Annotated in this window: 18 protein-coding genes; 9 read left to right on the top strand and 9 right to left on the bottom strand. The window is 64.4% G+C overall.

Annotated features, from left to right (window positions below):
* Nucleotides 1-47: 47 nt before the first annotated feature.
* Both J0O65_RS03635 and J0O65_RS03630 read right to left on the bottom strand, forming a co-directional pair.
* Nucleotides 48-1,034, bottom strand: a complete 987-nt coding sequence (locus tag J0O65_RS03635) for a sensor domain-containing diguanylate cyclase (RefSeq protein WP_215404220.1) — start codon at nucleotides 1,032-1,034, stop codon at nucleotides 48-50.
* Between the two features lie 103 nt (nucleotides 1,035-1,137).
* Nucleotides 1,138-2,037 (bottom strand): sensor histidine kinase, encoded by a 900-nt coding sequence (locus tag J0O65_RS03630; protein WP_215404218.1) that lies wholly within the window; start codon nucleotides 2,035-2,037, stop codon nucleotides 1,138-1,140.
* Between the two features lie 289 nt (nucleotides 2,038-2,326).
* On the opposite strand from J0O65_RS03630, the gene queE reads away from it, so the two are divergent.
* The 8 genes from queE to J0O65_RS03590 all read left to right on the top strand — a co-directional run bounded on the left by queE (nucleotide 2,327) and on the right by J0O65_RS03590 (nucleotide 10,932).
* Entirely contained in the window at nucleotides 2,327-2,962 is a 636-nt protein-coding gene (gene queE / locus J0O65_RS03625; protein ID WP_215404216.1) for a 7-carboxy-7-deazaguanine synthase, read from the top strand.
* Nucleotides 2,963-2,970: 8 nt separating this feature from the next.
* Nucleotides 2,971-3,417: a 6-carboxytetrahydropterin synthase QueD gene (gene queD / locus J0O65_RS03620; RefSeq protein ID WP_034755997.1), complete on the top strand. Its 447-nt coding sequence runs from the start codon at nucleotides 2,971-2,973 to the stop codon at nucleotides 3,415-3,417.
* Nucleotides 3,410-3,919: a tRNA adenosine(34) deaminase TadA gene (gene tadA, locus J0O65_RS03615; protein WP_215404214.1), complete on the top strand. Its 510-nt coding sequence runs from the start codon at nucleotides 3,410-3,412 to the stop codon at nucleotides 3,917-3,919. Before queD ends, tadA begins: the two co-directional genes overlap by 8 nt.
* Before the next feature lie 211 nt (nucleotides 3,920-4,130).
* Nucleotides 4,131-6,494, top strand: coding sequence for a TonB-dependent hemoglobin/transferrin/lactoferrin family receptor (locus tag J0O65_RS03610; RefSeq protein WP_215404212.1), 2,364 nt, complete (start codon nucleotides 4,131-4,133; stop codon nucleotides 6,492-6,494).
* 60 nt (nucleotides 6,495-6,554) lie between these two features.
* The gene (locus tag J0O65_RS03605; RefSeq protein WP_215404210.1) at nucleotides 6,555-7,709 is read left to right on the top strand and encodes a hemin-degrading factor; all 1,155 of its coding nucleotides are present in this window, start codon (nucleotides 6,555-6,557) and stop codon (nucleotides 7,707-7,709) included.
* Between the two features lie 152 nt (nucleotides 7,710-7,861).
* Nucleotides 7,862-8,779 carry an alpha/beta fold hydrolase gene (locus J0O65_RS03600; protein ID WP_215404208.1) on the top strand — a complete coding sequence of 306 codons (918 nt, stop codon included), beginning with the start codon at nucleotides 7,862-7,864 and terminating at the stop codon, nucleotides 8,777-8,779.
* 33 nt (nucleotides 8,780-8,812) lie between these two features.
* The gene (ldcA, locus tag J0O65_RS03595) at nucleotides 8,813-9,736 is read left to right on the top strand and encodes a muramoyltetrapeptide carboxypeptidase (protein ID WP_215404842.1); all 924 of its coding nucleotides are present in this window, start codon (nucleotides 8,813-8,815) and stop codon (nucleotides 9,734-9,736) included.
* Nucleotides 9,737-9,753: 17 nt separating this feature from the next.
* Nucleotides 9,754-10,932 carry a DUF418 domain-containing protein gene (locus J0O65_RS03590; protein WP_215404206.1) on the top strand — a complete coding sequence of 393 codons (1,179 nt, stop codon included), beginning with the start codon at nucleotides 9,754-9,756 and terminating at the stop codon, nucleotides 10,930-10,932.
* Here the strand turns inward: J0O65_RS03590 and J0O65_RS03585 are convergent.
* Nucleotides 10,929-11,645, bottom strand: a complete 717-nt coding sequence (locus tag J0O65_RS03585) for an SOS response-associated peptidase (RefSeq protein WP_215404204.1) — start codon at nucleotides 11,643-11,645, stop codon at nucleotides 10,929-10,931. The genes J0O65_RS03590 and J0O65_RS03585 overlap by 4 nt on opposite strands.
* A 147-nt stretch (nucleotides 11,646-11,792) precedes the next feature.
* Here J0O65_RS03585 and J0O65_RS03580 point away from each other — a divergent pair, with 147 nt between their 5' ends.
* Complete coding sequence (locus J0O65_RS03580) at nucleotides 11,793-12,014, top strand: hypothetical protein (RefSeq protein ID WP_215404202.1); 222 nt, start codon at nucleotides 11,793-11,795, stop codon at nucleotides 12,012-12,014.
* Between the two features lie 19 nt (nucleotides 12,015-12,033).
* On the opposite strand, the gene J0O65_RS03575 is transcribed toward J0O65_RS03580, so the two are convergent.
* From J0O65_RS03575 to J0O65_RS03550, 6 genes are all read right to left on the bottom strand, one after another.
* Nucleotides 12,034-12,279 (bottom strand): hypothetical protein, encoded by a 246-nt coding sequence (locus J0O65_RS03575; protein WP_215404200.1) that lies wholly within the window; start codon nucleotides 12,277-12,279, stop codon nucleotides 12,034-12,036.
* A 73-nt stretch (nucleotides 12,280-12,352) separates the two neighbouring features.
* A complete protein-coding gene (locus J0O65_RS03570) occupies nucleotides 12,353-12,658 on the bottom strand; it encodes a hypothetical protein (protein WP_215404198.1) in 306 nt (101 codons plus the stop codon).
* Between the two features lie 232 nt (nucleotides 12,659-12,890).
* Nucleotides 12,891-13,097, bottom strand: a complete 207-nt coding sequence (locus tag J0O65_RS03565; RefSeq protein WP_215404196.1) for a hypothetical protein — start codon at nucleotides 13,095-13,097, stop codon at nucleotides 12,891-12,893.
* 106 nt (nucleotides 13,098-13,203) lie between these two features.
* Complete coding sequence (gene mntP, locus J0O65_RS03560) at nucleotides 13,204-13,773, bottom strand: manganese efflux pump MntP (protein WP_215404194.1); 570 nt, start codon at nucleotides 13,771-13,773, stop codon at nucleotides 13,204-13,206.
* A gap of 60 nt (nucleotides 13,774-13,833) precedes the next feature.
* Entirely contained in the window at nucleotides 13,834-14,688 is an 855-nt protein-coding gene (locus J0O65_RS03555; protein ID WP_215404192.1) for an undecaprenyl-diphosphate phosphatase, read from the bottom strand.
* A gap of 75 nt (nucleotides 14,689-14,763) precedes the next feature.
* Nucleotides 14,764-15,384, bottom strand: a complete 621-nt coding sequence (locus tag J0O65_RS03550; protein ID WP_215404190.1) for a LysE family translocator — start codon at nucleotides 15,382-15,384, stop codon at nucleotides 14,764-14,766.
* Nucleotides 15,385-15,418: the final 34 nt, after the last annotated feature.

The following is a 15,418-nucleotide window of genomic DNA, read 5'->3' as shown; positions in this document are numbered from 1 at the left end:
GTGATAGGACTAAATATACACCAAATTTGGTCGTGCTTCCTGGTCGCCTACGTCAGCGTCGTTTCCGGCAGGCTGATGCGGTTGCGTCCCAGGTGCTTGGCGCGGTACAGGGCGCAGTCGGCCGTGTGGATCAGTTGTCCCAGTTCCGTGCCTGGACCGGGCAGGGCCGTGGCGGCGCCGATGCTGACGGTGACGCAGGCGCCGTCGGGACGCTTGCGCGGCAGTTGCAACCGCTCCACGCGCTGGCGGATGCGTTCGGCCACGATGGCCGCGCCCTTGAGCGACTGATTCGGCAGGATCACGGCAAATTCCTCGCCGCCATAGCGGGCCACCAGGTCGTTCGTGCGCATCTCGCTGGCCACGGCGCCGGCCACCTTGCGCAGGCACAGGTCGCCGCCCTGGTGGCCGTGGCTGTCGTTGTACTCCTTGAAATTGTCCACGTCGACCATCAGCAGCGACAGCGGCTGGCTCTGGCGCTGGGCACGCTGCCATTCGGCAAGGACGGTGTCGTCGAAGCAGCGCCGGTTTGCCAGGCCCGTCAAGCCGTCGCGCGTGGCCAGGCGTTCCAGCTCCACCTGGGCGCGCTTTTCGTCCGTCATGTCGCGCAGGGTTTCGACCACGGCGATCAGCTCGCCGTGATTGCCATAGATGGGGCTGGCATCGACGGCCAGGTAGCGCCGCCGCCCCGTGCGCGGCATGTCGCACCAATTTTCCGCGCACAGATTGCTGCCCGTGCTGCTGCGATATTGCTGCTGGGCATGCAGGGTGCGCATGTCGCCGCCGCGCCCGGCCAGCACCAGGTCGGCCAGGGTGGGGCGCTCGTCGTTGTAAAAGCAGCGTCCCGGCTCGCGCGTGCGCAGCACTTCAGCGGCCGGCACGCCCGTCAGCTGCTCGCAGGCGCGGTTCCAGATCATCACCTGGCCATGCACGTCGAGGACAAAGGTGGGCACCACCAGCAATTCCATCATCTTGACGGCGAAACCCTGAGCTTCATCGCAGGGCGATACGCTGGCATGTACATGGCTATCCGGCATGTAAGCATCCTTCTTGGGGTGAATGGGGCTGGCTCGTTGGCCATGATGCAGCGCAGCGGAGCGGAAGGCGTTGATATTGAGCAATATTTATTGCGCAAAACTATCAGTGATGCACCAAGGGCGCTTCCTCGCAGGCGGCCAGTGGCAGCGACAGGCGCAAGGTGGTGCCGGCGCCGCTGTGGCTGTCGATGTGCAGGCTGCCGCCGGCGGCGGCCACGCGCTCATGCATGCCCGACAGCCCGCAACCGAGACGCGGTGGCGAGCCCGGCAATCCGACGCCGTCGTCGCTGATGCGGCAGGCCACGCTGGCGCCCGCTTGCTGCAGGCATAGGTGGACATGCGTGGCGTGCGCATGGCGGGCAATGTTCGCCAGCGCTTCCTGCAGCACGTGATACAGCAGGGGGCCATGCGCGTTGCCGGCGGCGGCGTCGAGCCGGTAATCGCAGTGGCAGGCGATGCCGGTGTTGCGCTGGAAGTCCGTCAGCAAGCCCTCGCATGCCGCTTGCAGGCCGGCGTCGAGGGCGGGTGGGCGCAGGTCGTGGATAACGCTGCGCAGCGCCGCGATGCTGAGGTCGACATTGCGCGCCATCATGGCCAGTTGCCGCGCCAGCAAGGGCGTGGCGCCATGCGTGCTGGTCCGCAGCATGGCCAGGTCGATCTTCAGGGTCAGCAGATGCTGGCCCAGGTCGTCGTGGATGTCGCGCCCGATGCGCAGGCGTTCCTGTTCGCGCGCCTTGCGCTGCCCGTTGGCCAGGCGCGCCTGCTCGGCGTCCTCGCGCAACTGTTCCAGCGCCTGCAGGCGCTGTGCCAGGCGGTGCTGGCGCCATAGCAGCAGCACCAGCGCACCGAGCAGGACGGCGCAGGCCGCCGTCAGGGAGGAGGGCGCGCCTGCCGGGGCCGCCGGTCCGGCGGCATGGCCGGCGTGCAGGGAAGCGAGTGTGCCAGCCGCCAGGCAAGCCAGAATGCTCAGGCGGTATGGCGGGCGTAGCCAGCGTAGCATCATGTTCTCGCTCCCTAAATATTTTCCAACAGGCAATGTTCTTACAGAAAATATATTAACTTTGGGTTATTTATATTGTCTAAACGCAAAAGCTGCGCAGTTAAGTCTGCCAGTGTCGCTTTCTTGCCCCCGGATGGCACCGCGGCAGGTGGCGGGCACGGCATTTGCACGGGAAGTGTCGCGGCGGCATATAATAGAGGGTTGTCAATCGGCTTTTGCGGTGACGGCGCTGTGCGCCGGCGCCTGTGCGTGCGCCCTGCGCGATGTCGCCAGCCAGCTCTTAGGAAATACAGTGACTTATAGCATCAAAGAGATTTTTTACACCCTGCAGGGCGAAGGTGCGCACGCGGGCCGTCCTGCCGTGTTTTGCCGCTTTTCCGGCTGCAATCTGTGGACGGGCCGCGAAAGCGACCGCGCCACGGCCGTGTGCCAGTTCTGCGACACGGATTTCGTCGGCACGGACGGCGAACTGGGCGGCAAGTTCAAGACGCCCCGGGAACTGGCCGCGCTGATCGACAGCCTGTGGCCGGCCAGCTATGCCGCCAGCAAATACGTGGTGTTTACGGGCGGCGAGCCGCTGCTGCAGCTGGACACGGCGCTGATCGACGCCATGCACGCGGTGGGCTTTACCATCGCCATCGAAACCAACGGCACCTTGCCCGTGCCGGCCGGCGTGGACTGGATCTGCGTCAGCCCGAAGATGGGGTCGACGCTGGTCGTCCACAAAGGCAATGAAATCAAGGTCGTCATCCCCCAGTTCCAGCAAGACTTGGCCGCCTACGAAGGACTCGATTTCGACAACTTCTTCGTGCAGGCGATGGATGGCCCCCTGGCCGCGCACAACATGAAGCTGGCCATCGAGACGTGCAAAAGCAACCCGAAGTGGAAGCTGAGCCTGCAAACCCATAAACTCCTGCAAATACCTTAATACATCCCATGCTGACTATCACACGCAAGCTCGAATTCGACGCGGGCCACCGCATTCCCGACCACAAAAGCCAGTGCCGCAACCTGCACGGCCACCGCTACACGGTGGAAATCACCCTGGTCGGCAAGGTCATCGAAGCGGAAGGCAATTCCGACAATGGCATGATCATGGACTTTTCCGACGTGAAAACCCTGGCCAAGCAGCACCTGGTCGACGTCTGGGACCACGCCTTCCTCGTCTATGAAAAAGATACGGCCGTGCGCGACTTCCTGGCCAGCTTGCCCGACCATAAAACCGTCGTCATCGACCGCATCCCGACCGTGGAAAACCTGGCGCGCATCGCCTTCGACATCCTGAAAGCGGCCTTCACCGACCATTTCGGCACGGGCTTGCACCTGCATAAGCTGGTGCTGCATGAAACGCCGAATTGCTGGGCAGAAGTCACCGATGACTGAAACGCACGCCGGCGCGCAGGACGCGCGCTACATGCAGCTGGCCCTGGAGCAGGCCCAGCACGCGTGGGACCTGGGCGAGGTGCCCGTCGGCGCCGTCGTCGTCAAGGATGGGGAAGTGATTGCCGTCGGCTACAACCAGCCCATCGGCCGCCACGACCCGACGGCGCACGCGGAAGTGATGGCCTTGCGCGCGGCCGCCGAAAAGTTGGGCAACTACCGCTTGCCCGGCTGCGAACTGTACGTGACCCTGGAACCGTGCGTGATGTGCTCGGGCGCCATGCTGCATGCGCGCCTGGCGCGCGTCGTGTACGGCGCCGGCGATCCGAAGACGGGCGCCTGCGGTTCCGTGCTGAACCTGTTCGAGCAGCCGGCGCTGAACCACCAGACGGCCATCGCGGGCGGCGTGCTGGCCGACGAATGCGGCGCTTTCCTCAAGCGTTTTTTTGCCGAACGCCGCCGCGCCCAGGCCGAAGCGCGCAAGCTGGCCCATCCGCCGGCCTGACGCCACGCCAGGCAGCCCTGCCAGCCCTCCCGGCTGGCATTTTCCATAATTGTTGTGAAATAGCATCTGTCTAGACCACTTCGTCATTCTCAAATGAGAATGATTCGTGTTACAGTATTGTTTTCGCCAGCAAACTTTCCTTCTATATCGTTAACACTATCGTTATCGATCCGGGTTCAAGAGCCAGCCTTTACTCTTAAACCGGATCATCATGACTACTGTGCTTACGCAGCGCACCGCTGCACCCGTCGTATCCCCAGCTCACCTGCCTGTCCGCCGCCACAACCTGGTGCTGCGCGCCGCTTTGCTGGGCCTGTTCGCCGCACCTTTGCTGCCGGCTGTCGCGCAAACGGCCGCCATCAATGCGGGCACGGCGGCGCGGGAACCGGCCAGGCTGCCTGTCTTCCCTGCAATTGTCGTCAACGCCAAGCAGGATGAGGAGCGCCGCGCCGGCACCAGGACCGTCGTCACGGCCGACGACCTGGAACGCCGCAACGTCACCGAGATGGGCGGCATCGTGCGCTATCTGCCCCTGATCAGCGCGCCAGCGGCGGCCTCGGGCAGCGGTAGCGTATGGGATGGTTCGGGCAATACGGGCTACAACATCCGCGGCCTGGAAGGCAACCGGGTCAGCCTGGAACTCGACGGCATTGCGCTGCCAGACGCGGCGCCCAAGCCCGATGGCAATACCCTCAACGCCTTCGGCACGGGCCGCGATTACTTCGACCCGGAGACCTTCCGCGAAGTGCGCATCGATTCGGGCACGACGGCCGTCAGCGGCGCCAATCCCGGCCTGGGCGGCGGCGTGGCCTTCATCACCAAGTCGCCCGAGGATTACCTGGGCGAAGGAGTGGACCATTACGTGGCGTATAAATACGGCCGCGCCACGGCCGACCGCAGCAATGCGCATACCCTGACGGGCGCCGCCAGGATGGGTGGCATGCTGCAAGGCCTGGCCGTGTACGTGCACCGCGATGGCGAGCAGACGGGCAGCCGCGGCAGCACGCCGCCCAATCCCGATGACTGGCATTCGAACGCCTTGCTGTCCAAGCTGGTGTGGACCCTGCCAGGCGAACAAAAGCTGGACTTGACGGTCGACATGTTCGAGCGCAAGAACAAGCGCGATCTGCGCAGCAAGGTCAGCGCGTATTACCCGACCGGCGTGCAGCAGGATTCCACCACCGAGCGCACACGCGTCAGCCTGGGCCACGACGTGGTGCTCAAGGATTTCGCCCTGTTCGACCGCCTGACGTCGAAAGTGTATCTGCAGAATGCCAAAACCGATGACAAGACACAAGGTGTCTACACCTTCGGCAGCCCGGCCCGGCGCGCCATCGACACCAGCTTCAAGAACGACAGCATCGGCGTGACGTCGGAAGCGTTCAAGCAACTCAATGCGGACAACGTGCTGCTGTACGGCGTGCAGCTGGAGCAGCTGAAAACGCGCCGTCCGTGGCGCGAAGACCGTGTCATCGTGGCCACGGGCCAGCATCAGATCACCAACAAGAACCGCATGGCCGACATGGACACGAGCAGGCTGGCCCTGTACGTGCGCGACGATCTCAGTTTCAACCTGGCCGGCAAGCAAGCCGTGCTGACGCCGGGCCTGCGTGCCGACTACCGCAAGAACACGCCGAAAAACCTGCAAACCTATGCGATCGCCGTGCCGAACGCGGCCAAGGAAGTGCGTACCGAGAGCGACACCTATTTCACACCCAGCCTGAGCCTGTCCGTGGAAGTGCTTCCGCAGATGAGCGCCTACGCCACCTTCACGCGCGGCACGCGCCTGCCGACGGCGGCCGAGCGCACGGGCACCTACGATTCGTTCAGCTATACGGGCACGGGGCAGGGTTATGCCGTACTGGGCAACGCCAACTTGCGCAAGGAAACCAGCCAGGCGTATGAACTAGGCTTGAAGGGCGACGTCGTCAAGGGCTTGAGCATGCACGCTTCCGCGTACCAGACGGAATACACGGACATGGTCGACTATGTGATGCAAAAGGATGACCCGGTGAACTTCCCGACCATCACGCGCGGCTTGTTCCGTCCCGAAAATATCGGCAATGCCCGCACCTGGGGCGCCGAGCTGACCCTGCGCGCGGAACTGGGCGCCTGGGCGCCGGCCATGCAGGGATATCACGTGGACCTGGCCACGGGCGTGGCCAAGGGCCGCTCCTTCAATACCCGGACGGGCGAGAGCGGCGGCCTGAACTCGGTGGCGCCGGCCAAGTCGGCCTTGACCGTGGGCTACGACCATGCGAACCAGCTGTTCGGCCTGGCGCTGACGGCCGTGCATGCGGGTGCCAAGCAGGCGCCGGAAAACCTGCTGATCGGCGATGCGGGGCCCCTGTTTACCGTACCGTCGTACACCATCTTCGACTTGTCGACCTACTGGAACGTGCACAAGAACGCCAAGATCGTCGTCGGCGTGTACAACTTGACGGATCGCAAGTACTGGGATTACGCCGCCGCGCGCAGCCTGGCGGCCGGCACGACGGCCGCCAGCCGCGCCGAGATCGAGCGCTACGCCAAGCCGGGCCGCAACGTTGCCGCCAGCCTCAGCGTGCACTTCTGAATTTCACCGGGGAGGGGTGTTTGCCCCTCTTTTTTCCATGTTTGATTGAATGGTCTTTCTATGAAGTTATCCAAACTTGTTCTATCCCTGCTAGGCAGCCTGCTGATCGCAAACGCATACGCGGCCCCAGCCACCCTGGCGGAACGCTGGTCCGCCCTGCGCACGGAGCAGCCGAAGCTGCAGATCCGCGACGCGGCGCGCGCGCTGGGCGTATCCGAAGCGCAATTGCTGGCAACCAATCTCGGCAAGGGCGTCACGCGCCTGCAGGCCGACGGCAATCAGCCGCGCGAGATCATGCGCGCCGCGCTGGACCTGGGCATCGTACAAGCGATCACGCGCAATGAAAACGGCGTCATCGAAACGACGGGCACGGCCAGCAAGTTCAAGCAGGCGGGCGATAAATCCGGGCAGGCCGACGCCAACGACCCGGAAACGCAAGCGCGCCAGCGCAATATTGCCGGCGGCTACCTGGGCGGCCAGATCGACCTGCGCTTCCACTTTGAAAACTGGAAATACGCATTTGCCGTGGAGCAAGCGGGCCGCGATGGCAAGCCGACGCGCAGCCTGCAATTTTTCGACGCCAACGGCACGGCCGTGCACAAGATCTACCTGCGCAACGAGCCGGGCGTGGCCGTCTATGACAAATTGGTGGACAGCTTCCGCATGCCGCAGCAAAGCGCGGAACTGAACGTGCTGGCCGTGGCGCCGAAAGCGGCGGAAAAGCCCGATGCCGAGATCGACGTCAAGGAATTCCAGCTCGCCTGGAAAGACATGACGGACGTGCACCAGTTCGCGCAAATCATGCGCGAATTCCACCTGTCGCGGGAACAGGCGCTGCGCCTGGCGCCGGCCGGCGTGGTCGAGCGCGTGACGCCGCAAGCGCTGCGCACCCTGCTGGAAAACGCGGCGAAGGACAAGGTCGCCATCATGGTGTTCCTGGGCAATGAAGGCGTGACGCAGATCTATAGCGGCAAGATCGAAAAAACCATGGCCGCCGGCGGTTTCTTCAACGTGCTGGACCCGGAATTCAACCTGCACATCCGCGACACGGCCCTGCGCAGCGGTTGGGTCGTCAAGCGCGGCGGCGTGACGTCCGTCGAGTTCTTCGACAATGACGGCACGCAAGTGGTCTCCTTCTTCGGCGTGCGCGAACGGGGCAAGCCGCAGCCGCAAAGCTGGGTCGACCTGGCTGATTCCTTGCCTAAAGCCAAGTAAATAGCCGCACCGTTGCCGCCCGGCGTACCGGCGCGGCAACACTTGAGTTGGACTTTCGCATGAGTCGTGATGGCAAGATCACAATAGTGGTATGCTGACTCCAAGGCCGCAGCGATCGTGCCTGCGTGCTGGTTCCTGGAAGAGAGGCAATCATGGCAACCATCATGGCGAACGGCCTCAACATAGCTTATGAAAGCCACGGCGACCCCAACGATCCGTGCGTGCTGCTGGTCATGGGCCTGGGCATGCAACTGATCGCCTGGCCGGCGGACTTCGTCGAAGGCATCGTCGAGCAAGGTTTCCGGGTGCTGCGTTTCGACAACCGCGACAGCGGCCTGTCGAGCAAGATGGCGCTGGCGGGCAAGCCGTATCTGCCGCTGGCCTACGTGAAAAACCTCGTCGGCTGGCCCCTGAAAACTTCCTACACCCTCACCGACATGGCGGACGACGCGCTGGGCTTGCTGGCCGCCTTGCGCATTGCCCAGGCGCACGTGATTGGCGTGTCGATGGGCGGCATGATCGCGCAAGTGATGGCGGCGCGTGCGCCGCAGCAGGTGCTCAGCCTGACCTCCATCATGTCGAGCAGCGGCCGGCGCGGCTTGCCCGGTCCCACGCGGGCCGCGCGCAACGCCTTGCTGCAACGTCCGAAACGCAATGCCAGCCGCGCCGAACTGATGGCGCACATGGCGGCCACCGTGCGCGTCATCGGCAGTCCCGCCTATCCCGTGTCGGAAAAACTGCTGTACCAGCGCATCGAGGCGGCCCTGGAGCGGGGCAGTTGCCCGGAAGGCGTGGCGCGGCAAATGGTGGCCATTGCCGCCTCGGGCGAGCGCACGGCCTTGTTGCCGAGCATTAGCTGCCCGGCGCTGGTGATCCATGGCGCGGCCGACCCCCTGATCCCCGTCGCCTGCGGCATCGATACGGCGGCGCTGATTCCCGGCGCCCGGCTCGAAGTGATCGAAGGCATGGGGCACGACATGCCGCCGCAGCTGATCGAGCGCCTGCTCGCCTTGATCGATGTGCATCTGCAAGGTAAGATGGCGCCCCAGATGCGCTCCCAGCCAGCCTAGGTGCGCCCATTCTTGTTTACGTGCGGACATATGTTGAAGACACCTGAGATTGGCATCGCCATCGTCGCGCCGGGCGGTTGTGCGCCCGACGAAGCGGCGCTGGCGCGCGGCATCGCCCGCTTGCAGGCGCAAGGCGCCACCGTCCACAATTACTACGACCCCGAGCACACCTTCCAGCGCTTCGGCGGCACGGATGGGGGCCGCCTGGCGCAGCTGAACGCGGCCGCCGCCGACCCGGACGTGCAGGTGGTGATCGCCTTGCGTGGCAGTTACGGCATCAGCCGCATCCTGCCTGACATCGATTTCGACCGCATGGCCGCCAGCCGCAAATTGTTTGTCGGCTACAGCGATTTCACGGCCTTTCACATGGGCTTGCTGGCGAAAACGGGCCGCGCCAGCTTCGCCGGCCCCATGCTCTGCGACGATTTCACCCGCGACGAGCCCGAGCAATTTACGCTCGATCAGTTGTGGTCGTGCCTGGCAGGCCCCACGCACACGGTCACGGGCGCGTCCGCTGGCAATCCGCAGGTCGAGGTGACGGGTAAATTATGGGGCGGCAACCTGGCCATGCTCGTGCATCTGCTCGGCACGCCGTATTTCCCGCAGGTCGACGGCGGCATCTTGTTCCTGGAAGACGTCAACGAACACCCGTACCGGGTCGAGCGCATGCTGCTGCAATTGCTGCACGCGGGCGTGCTCCAGCGCCAGCAGGCTGTGGTGCTCGGTGACTTTTCCGCCTATAAATTGAGCCCGATGGACAAGGGCTACGATTTCGACGCCATGCTGGCCTATGTGCGCCAGCGCCTGCCCGTGCCCGTGCCCGTGCTGACGGGGCTGGAATTTGGCCACATCCGCCGCCGCGTCACCTTGCCCTTCGGCGGCCACGCGCGGCTGCAATCGGATGCGTCCGGCTTCAGCCTGCAGGTGAGCGATTACCCGACCCTGGCGCGCCCCTGAACGCCGCCTTGGACTCCATGCACGCCAAGCCCGGCAGGTTGCCGCAGCTCGACGTGCTGCGCGGCATCGCCGTGTTTGGCATCCTGCTGGTGAATATCTGGAGCTTTGCCTGGGGCAGCCTGTCCCTGCGCTATGGCACCTTGCCGGCGCAGCCGCCTGTGCTCGACCAGCTCGTCATTTTTGGCGTGGCGGCGCTGGCGCAATTCAAGTTTTACCCCATCTTCGCCTTTCTGTTCGGCGCCGGCTTTGCCTTGCAGACACGTTCGCTGCGGCGCCAGCTGGGCAGCTGGGAGCAGGCGCAAGCGGCCTACCGGCGCCGGCTGCGCTGGCTGCTGACCTTCGGCCTGCTGCATGGCTTTCTGATCTGGAGCGGCGACGTGCTGACCTCGTATGCCGTCGCCGGCATGCTGGTCCTGCCCTTGGCATCGGCCAGGCTGAGCCGCGTGCGCAACCGCGCCTGGCTGGTGGCAGGCTGTTTTTTGCTGTTCATGTGCTTGCTGATTCCCGGAAGCCAACAGGGCAGCGCGCCGGATATCGCGCGCGAGCTGCAAGCCTTTGCGGACCGCCACGCCATCTACACGCAAGGTGGCGCATGGGCCGTCGCCAGGCTGCGCGCCAACGATTTCCTCGTCTCCTTGCTGTATGCCGCCGTCATGCTGCCGCATATCATCGTGCTGTTTTTGCTGGGCATCTTGTCCGTGCGCTGCGGTTGGCTGACGCGGCCGCACCGTCACTTGGTCCTGTGGCGCCGCGTGCGTGCCGTGGGACTGGGCGCGGGCTTGCCGTTCAACCTGCTGGCGGCGGGCGCCATCGCGTGGCAAGTGGCCGATCCGTATCAAACCGTGTTCGACACGGCGCTGTTCGAGGTGGGCCTGTTCGCCGGCGGCCCCGTGCTGGCGGCCGGCTATGTGGCCGCGCTGATGCTGGCCGGCCCCTTCCTGCTGCGCTGGCTGGGCGCATGGCTGGCGCCTGTGGGACGCATGGCGCTGAGCAATTATCTGCTGCAATCGCTGATCGGCACCTGGCTGCTGCAGGGGCCGGGCCTGGGCTGGGGCGCCACCTTGCGTCCGGCCGAAATGCTGGGCCTGGCGCTCGTGATCATGGCGGCGCAGGTGCTATTGAGCCGTTACTGGCTGCGCCGTTTCAGGCAGGGGCCCATGGAAGCGCTGTGGCGCCGGCTGGCGCGCCTGCCTTAATCCGTATCCCAGTCGAAGGTGCTTTGCGCCGCGGCCGGTGGCGCCGCTTTCGGCTTGGCGGACGGCACCAGGGGATTGTCGACGGCATGCCATTCGAACAGGTCCACGTCGAGCATGCAGGTGCGCGCCAGGTGCAGCGCTTGCTCGGCAGTGAGCGCGGGGTCGAGCCAGCGGCGCGCGTCTTCCCGGCTGACGGCCACGGGGCGGCGGTCGTGGATATCGACCATGCCGCCCAGGCTGTCGGCCGTCACCAGCACGAAACCGGCTTCTTCGCGGTTGAACTTGTAGGGACCGAACTGGGCCAGCGCCAGCAGGAACAGTGGCTCACGGTCCTTGCGGTGGATATGCCATGGCTGCTTGCTGCCTTTCTCTCCCGTCCACTCATACCAGCCGGAAACACAGACGATGCCGCGCCCCGCGCGCAGCAAGGGCTTCCAGTAGGCGCCAGCCAGTTTTTCCAGGCGGGCATTGATGGCGATGGGGATTTTTTTCTTGCCGGGGGCGGGCACGGCTTGCGCGGCCCAGGCGGGGCGGTAGCCCCAGAAGACATCATCGACCCGGTGCACGCCATCCTCGATGTGCAAGATGGGCCGGTAAGTGCCGGGCGCGACGTTCAGGTGCGGCTCGGCCTCGCTGTCGAACACCGCGTCGGTCCAGCCGAAGGACGACGCCAGCACGCGCGCCGTGTCATTTTGATCGAATCGTCCACACATGCTGAAATCATACCCGATCGCCTGGCGCCACGCGGGCCTGCGCGTGCGCGCTTCCTGTGTGTGATCAAACGTACAGACTGCGGGCGGCAGGCGGCGCACAGTGGAGGCCAGTCAGGTTCCTGACGCTATCTTGATATAGGAGGAATTATGTCTTTTGACAATCCCACCATCCACAAAGGTTTTACCATCAGCGCCACGGCCAGCCAGCGCCGCGATGGCCGCTGGGTCGGCTCGTATGTCAGCCAGAACCAGGCGTGCGGCGCGTACGCGGACACTTGCGATTATGACGATTGCAGCAATGAAAAAGAGGCGCAGCAACTGGCGCTGTCCGTCGGCTGGCGTTTGGCCGATGGCATGCCGCTACGCTGACGGCCTTGGCGCGACGGTGTCAGCGCTTGCGCCGCAGGGCCAGCAGCAAGCCTGCGAACGGCAGCAGCAGGGCGGCGCCGAGGCGTACGGAGGTCAGGGAAGCGATCTCCACGCCCAGCACATGGGGCAAGGCCAGCAGCAACAGGGGAGCGGGCACGGCAATCGCGAAGAAGAACAGGTACCACGAGTAGCCATTTTTCTTGGCCAGCAGGGCGATCAGCGCGCAGCCGACCAGGAAGAGCAGCGGTAAATTCACAAATTCCATGGTTCTGAATGTTCATCCGGGAAAGCGCGTCATTATACGCGCCACCCCGGGTGGCTGCCTGGGCTTGTCAACATCAATTGCCGACGAAATCCGGAGGCCGTGGCGCCTGCGTGCCCGCCAGTGGCGCGTCGGCCGGCAGCAGCGCCTTGATGGCGCCGTTATAGATGAGTTCCTGGGCATACGCCGACGCCTCGATCAAGGCCGCATGCACGGATTTGAAACTGCTCGGCGTTTCAATCAGCACGGGCTTGGCGTACACCTGCAAGGTATCGCCGCGCCTGCTGATCAAGATCATGCCCCGGTAGCGCCCATCCTTCTCCAGCGCCCCCGTCACATGAAATTCGTAACCCCTGATCTGGTGTTTTTGATCCTGTTCCATGTCTCCCGCCTCCCATTCCATTGTCACGGCATCGGGCCATCAATTCGATAGGAACAGCAGAGTGTTTGATATGGATCAATACGTTCGCTGAAAGCGTTCACCTAGCGTATCGACGCTTGGCGCAAGCGTAGCGAGCGGCGGTGATTTGTGGCTGAGAAGCGCAACCGTACTCTAGTACGGTGAGCATCGCCAGCCGCAAAGCGCCCCGCGCAGTAGCTTGCGGCAAGCGCCATCACCCAGCGCGAATGGCGCGGATTTGCTGGGCCGTTTCCTCGATCTCGCGGTACGCCTCCTGGATATAGCCATGGATCGGATGCGCATCCATCCATTCATAATAGGCGCGCTCGTCGTGCTTGATGGCGAAGGGAATGTGGCGGTCTCGTATCGATTCAGCCGTTTCGCGCACCAGCGAGGCAAAAAGCAGCTCCAGAGTTTCCATGATGGTCACCTTGCGAGACAGGAATGCAGAGCATTGAATGTAGCACAAAGCGCGCCGCCAGCCATGCCGCTGCCTGAGCCGTGCGCGCCTCCTGGCGGCCCCGTCTTCAGGCCGGGTGGCCGAGATGTTCGTACAGGATCACGCAGCCGATGACGATCAGTACCAGACCACCGACCAGCTCGGCGCGCCGGCCCGCCACCGTGCCCAGCACGCGGCCCAGCATCACGCCCAAGGTCACCATGACGAAGGTGGAAAAGCCGATGGCGGCCGCCGTCACGACAATATTAGCGCCCAGCAAGGCCAGGCCCGCGCCGACCACCATGGCGTCGATGCTGGTGGCCAGGCCGGTCACGGCCAGCACCCAGAACGAGTGCGATTGCGCCGGCGCTTCGTCCTCGTCGGCGTCGCCCAGGGCGTTGCGTATCATCAGCAAGCCGATGATGCCCAGCAGGCTGAACGCGATCCAGTGATCCCACGCTTCCACGTAGGGCGCTGCCACGCTGCCCAGGGCCCAGCCGATGATGGGCGTGATGGCTTCGATGACGCCAAAGATCAGGCCCGTGCGCAGCGCCTCGCGCCATTGCGGCTTGTGCAGGGCGGCGCCCTTGCCCACGGCGGCCGCGAAGGCATCGGTGGACATGGCAAGCGAGAGGGCGGCGGTGGCGGCGAAATTCATCGTTGGCTTTCTGGGGAACCTGGCTGGGATGGATAGTTACAAACTATAAACCCGGCGATTTTACCCCAGGTACAGCACCACCAAGGAAGCGGCCAGGCAATACGCGCCAAAGAAATGCCAGCGCCCCTGTTCCAGCCAGCGCGACAGCCAGCGCAGGGCCAGCAAGCCGGCCAGGAAGGACAGCAGCATGCCCAGCAGGCTGGGTCCCAGCAGGTGCAGCAGGCTGCTGCCGTGCTCCAGATGGTCGAGGCTGCCATTTGCCGCGGCCTGATAGAAGCGCCAGCCTTCCTTGACCAGCACGGCGGGCGTCAGCACGACGGCCAGGGCGAAGCTGAATTCCTCGGCGCGGCGCTGCGGCACGCCCATGGCGATGCCCGTTGAAATGGTGGCGCCCGAGCGGGAAAAGCCGCGGAAGGGCAGGCACAGGCCCTGTACGGCGCCGATCACCATCGCCTTGCCGATGGACAAGGTGCCATGCTGGCGCGCCTGCAGCCGCGACGAGGCGATGATCAGCACGCCGGCGGCGGCCAGGGCGGCCGCCATCAGTTTTGCGTTACCGAACAGGTGTTCGATTTCAAAGCCGGGGGCATCCTTGCTCATGACGTGCGTAATGCCCTTCAGCAAGCCGAAGCCGACGAGGCCCGTCAGGGCCGTGGCGGCCGCGAGCAGCAGGACATTGCTGCGGAAGGCGCTGGCCGAACTGAAATACGTGGCGCGCCAGGATTTCCAGAAATACACGATGACGGCGAACATGGTGCCCGTGTGCAGCATCACCAGCAGCATGGTCAGCTCCGGCGAGGTGGGATCGAGGCCCATCAGTTTTTCCGCCATGATGACGTGGGCGGAGCTGGAGACGGGCAGCAGTTCGGCGAAGCCCTGGACGATGGAAAGAATAAGTAGTTGCAAAAAACTCATGGATATCGGTACTCGGCGGGGGAAGAAGGTGGCCGATTTTACCCGCCAGCTGCGGCGGGCACGCCCCGCGCCAGATTACAGTTTGTCCATGTTGGCGCTGGCGAGCACGACGCCCAGCGCCATCAGGATCGCGCCGATCAGCCGGTCGATGGTGCGCTGCTGCCTGAGCAGGCGGGAGCGAAAGCGTGCTTGGGAGAAAAAGAGGGCGACCAGGGCAAACCAGAGCAGGTGGATGGCGGACATGCACAGCCCGTAGCCGAACTGGATGGTCAAAAGCGTGCCGGGCTGCACCACCTGGGTATAGGTGCTGATGACAAACAGGGTCGTTTTTGGGTTCAGGGCGTTGGTCAGAAAGCCGTTGAGCAAAATTTGCCGCTGGGGCACGGGGGCGCCGCCATGCAGGTCGATGACGAGTCCGGCGCGGTTGGCCCAGGTTTTCCAGCCGATCACGGCCAGGTAGAGGGCGCCGGCCAGCTTGATCGCCGTAAATATGGCAGGCGAACCGGCGATGAGCAGCGCGACGCCAAACATCGTATAGCACACGTGCACCTGCACGCCCAGCGCGATGCCGAGCGCGGCCAGCAGGCCGGCGCGGCGGCCATGCAGATAGCTGGCGCGCGTGACCATCGCGAAATCGGGGCCGGGGACGATGGAGGCCAGCAGGGTAATCAGGGCAACGGCAAGCAATGCAATCATGTGTCTTCCTTGGACGGTGGTGGCGCCCGCATGG

The sequence above is a fragment of the Janthinobacterium sp. JC611 genome (assembly GCF_018682595.1).
Lineage (GTDB): Bacteria > Pseudomonadota > Gammaproteobacteria > Burkholderiales > Burkholderiaceae_D > Janthinobacterium.
The sequence above is the reverse complement of the archived record's forward strand: the minus strand, read 5'-3'. Positions and strand labels throughout refer to the sequence as shown.

Bases quoted from the DNA above. Each gene is read 5' to 3' on its own strand.
- J0O65_RS03635 (WP_215404220.1), bottom strand. From the start codon at position 1,034: ATGCCGGATAGCCATGTACATGCCAGCGTATCGCCCTGCGATGAAGCT.
- J0O65_RS03630 (WP_215404218.1), bottom strand. From the start codon at position 2,037: ATGATGCTACGCTGGCTACGCCCGCCATACCGCCTGAGCATTCTGGCT.
- queD (WP_034755997.1), top strand. From the start codon at position 2,971: ATGCTGACTATCACACGCAAGCTCGAATTCGACGCGGGCCACCGCATT.
- tadA (WP_215404214.1), top strand. From the start codon at position 3,410: ATGACTGAAACGCACGCCGGCGCGCAGGACGCGCGCTACATGCAGCTG.
- J0O65_RS03610 (WP_215404212.1), top strand. From the start codon at position 4,131: ATGACTACTGTGCTTACGCAGCGCACCGCTGCACCCGTCGTATCCCCA.
- J0O65_RS03605 (WP_215404210.1), top strand. From the start codon at position 6,555: ATGAAGTTATCCAAACTTGTTCTATCCCTGCTAGGCAGCCTGCTGATC.
- J0O65_RS03600 (WP_215404208.1), top strand. From the start codon at position 7,862: ATGGCAACCATCATGGCGAACGGCCTCAACATAGCTTATGAAAGCCAC.
- J0O65_RS03590 (WP_215404206.1), top strand. From the start codon at position 9,754: ATGCACGCCAAGCCCGGCAGGTTGCCGCAGCTCGACGTGCTGCGCGGC.
- J0O65_RS03585 (WP_215404204.1), bottom strand. From the start codon at position 11,645: ATGTGTGGACGATTCGATCAAAATGACACGGCGCGCGTGCTGGCGTCG.
- J0O65_RS03580 (WP_215404202.1), top strand. From the start codon at position 11,793: ATGTCTTTTGACAATCCCACCATCCACAAAGGTTTTACCATCAGCGCC.
- J0O65_RS03575 (WP_215404200.1), bottom strand. From the start codon at position 12,279: ATGGAATTTGTGAATTTACCGCTGCTCTTCCTGGTCGGCTGCGCGCTG.
- J0O65_RS03570 (WP_215404198.1), bottom strand. From the start codon at position 12,658: ATGGAACAGGATCAAAAACACCAGATCAGGGGTTACGAATTTCATGTG.
- J0O65_RS03565 (WP_215404196.1), bottom strand. From the start codon at position 13,097: ATGGAAACTCTGGAGCTGCTTTTTGCCTCGCTGGTGCGCGAAACGGCT.
- mntP (WP_215404194.1), bottom strand. From the start codon at position 13,773: ATGAATTTCGCCGCCACCGCCGCCCTCTCGCTTGCCATGTCCACCGAT.
- J0O65_RS03555 (WP_215404192.1), bottom strand. From the start codon at position 14,688: ATGAGTTTTTTGCAACTACTTATTCTTTCCATCGTCCAGGGCTTCGCC.
- J0O65_RS03550 (WP_215404190.1), bottom strand. From the start codon at position 15,384: ATGATTGCATTGCTTGCCGTTGCCCTGATTACCCTGCTGGCCTCCATC.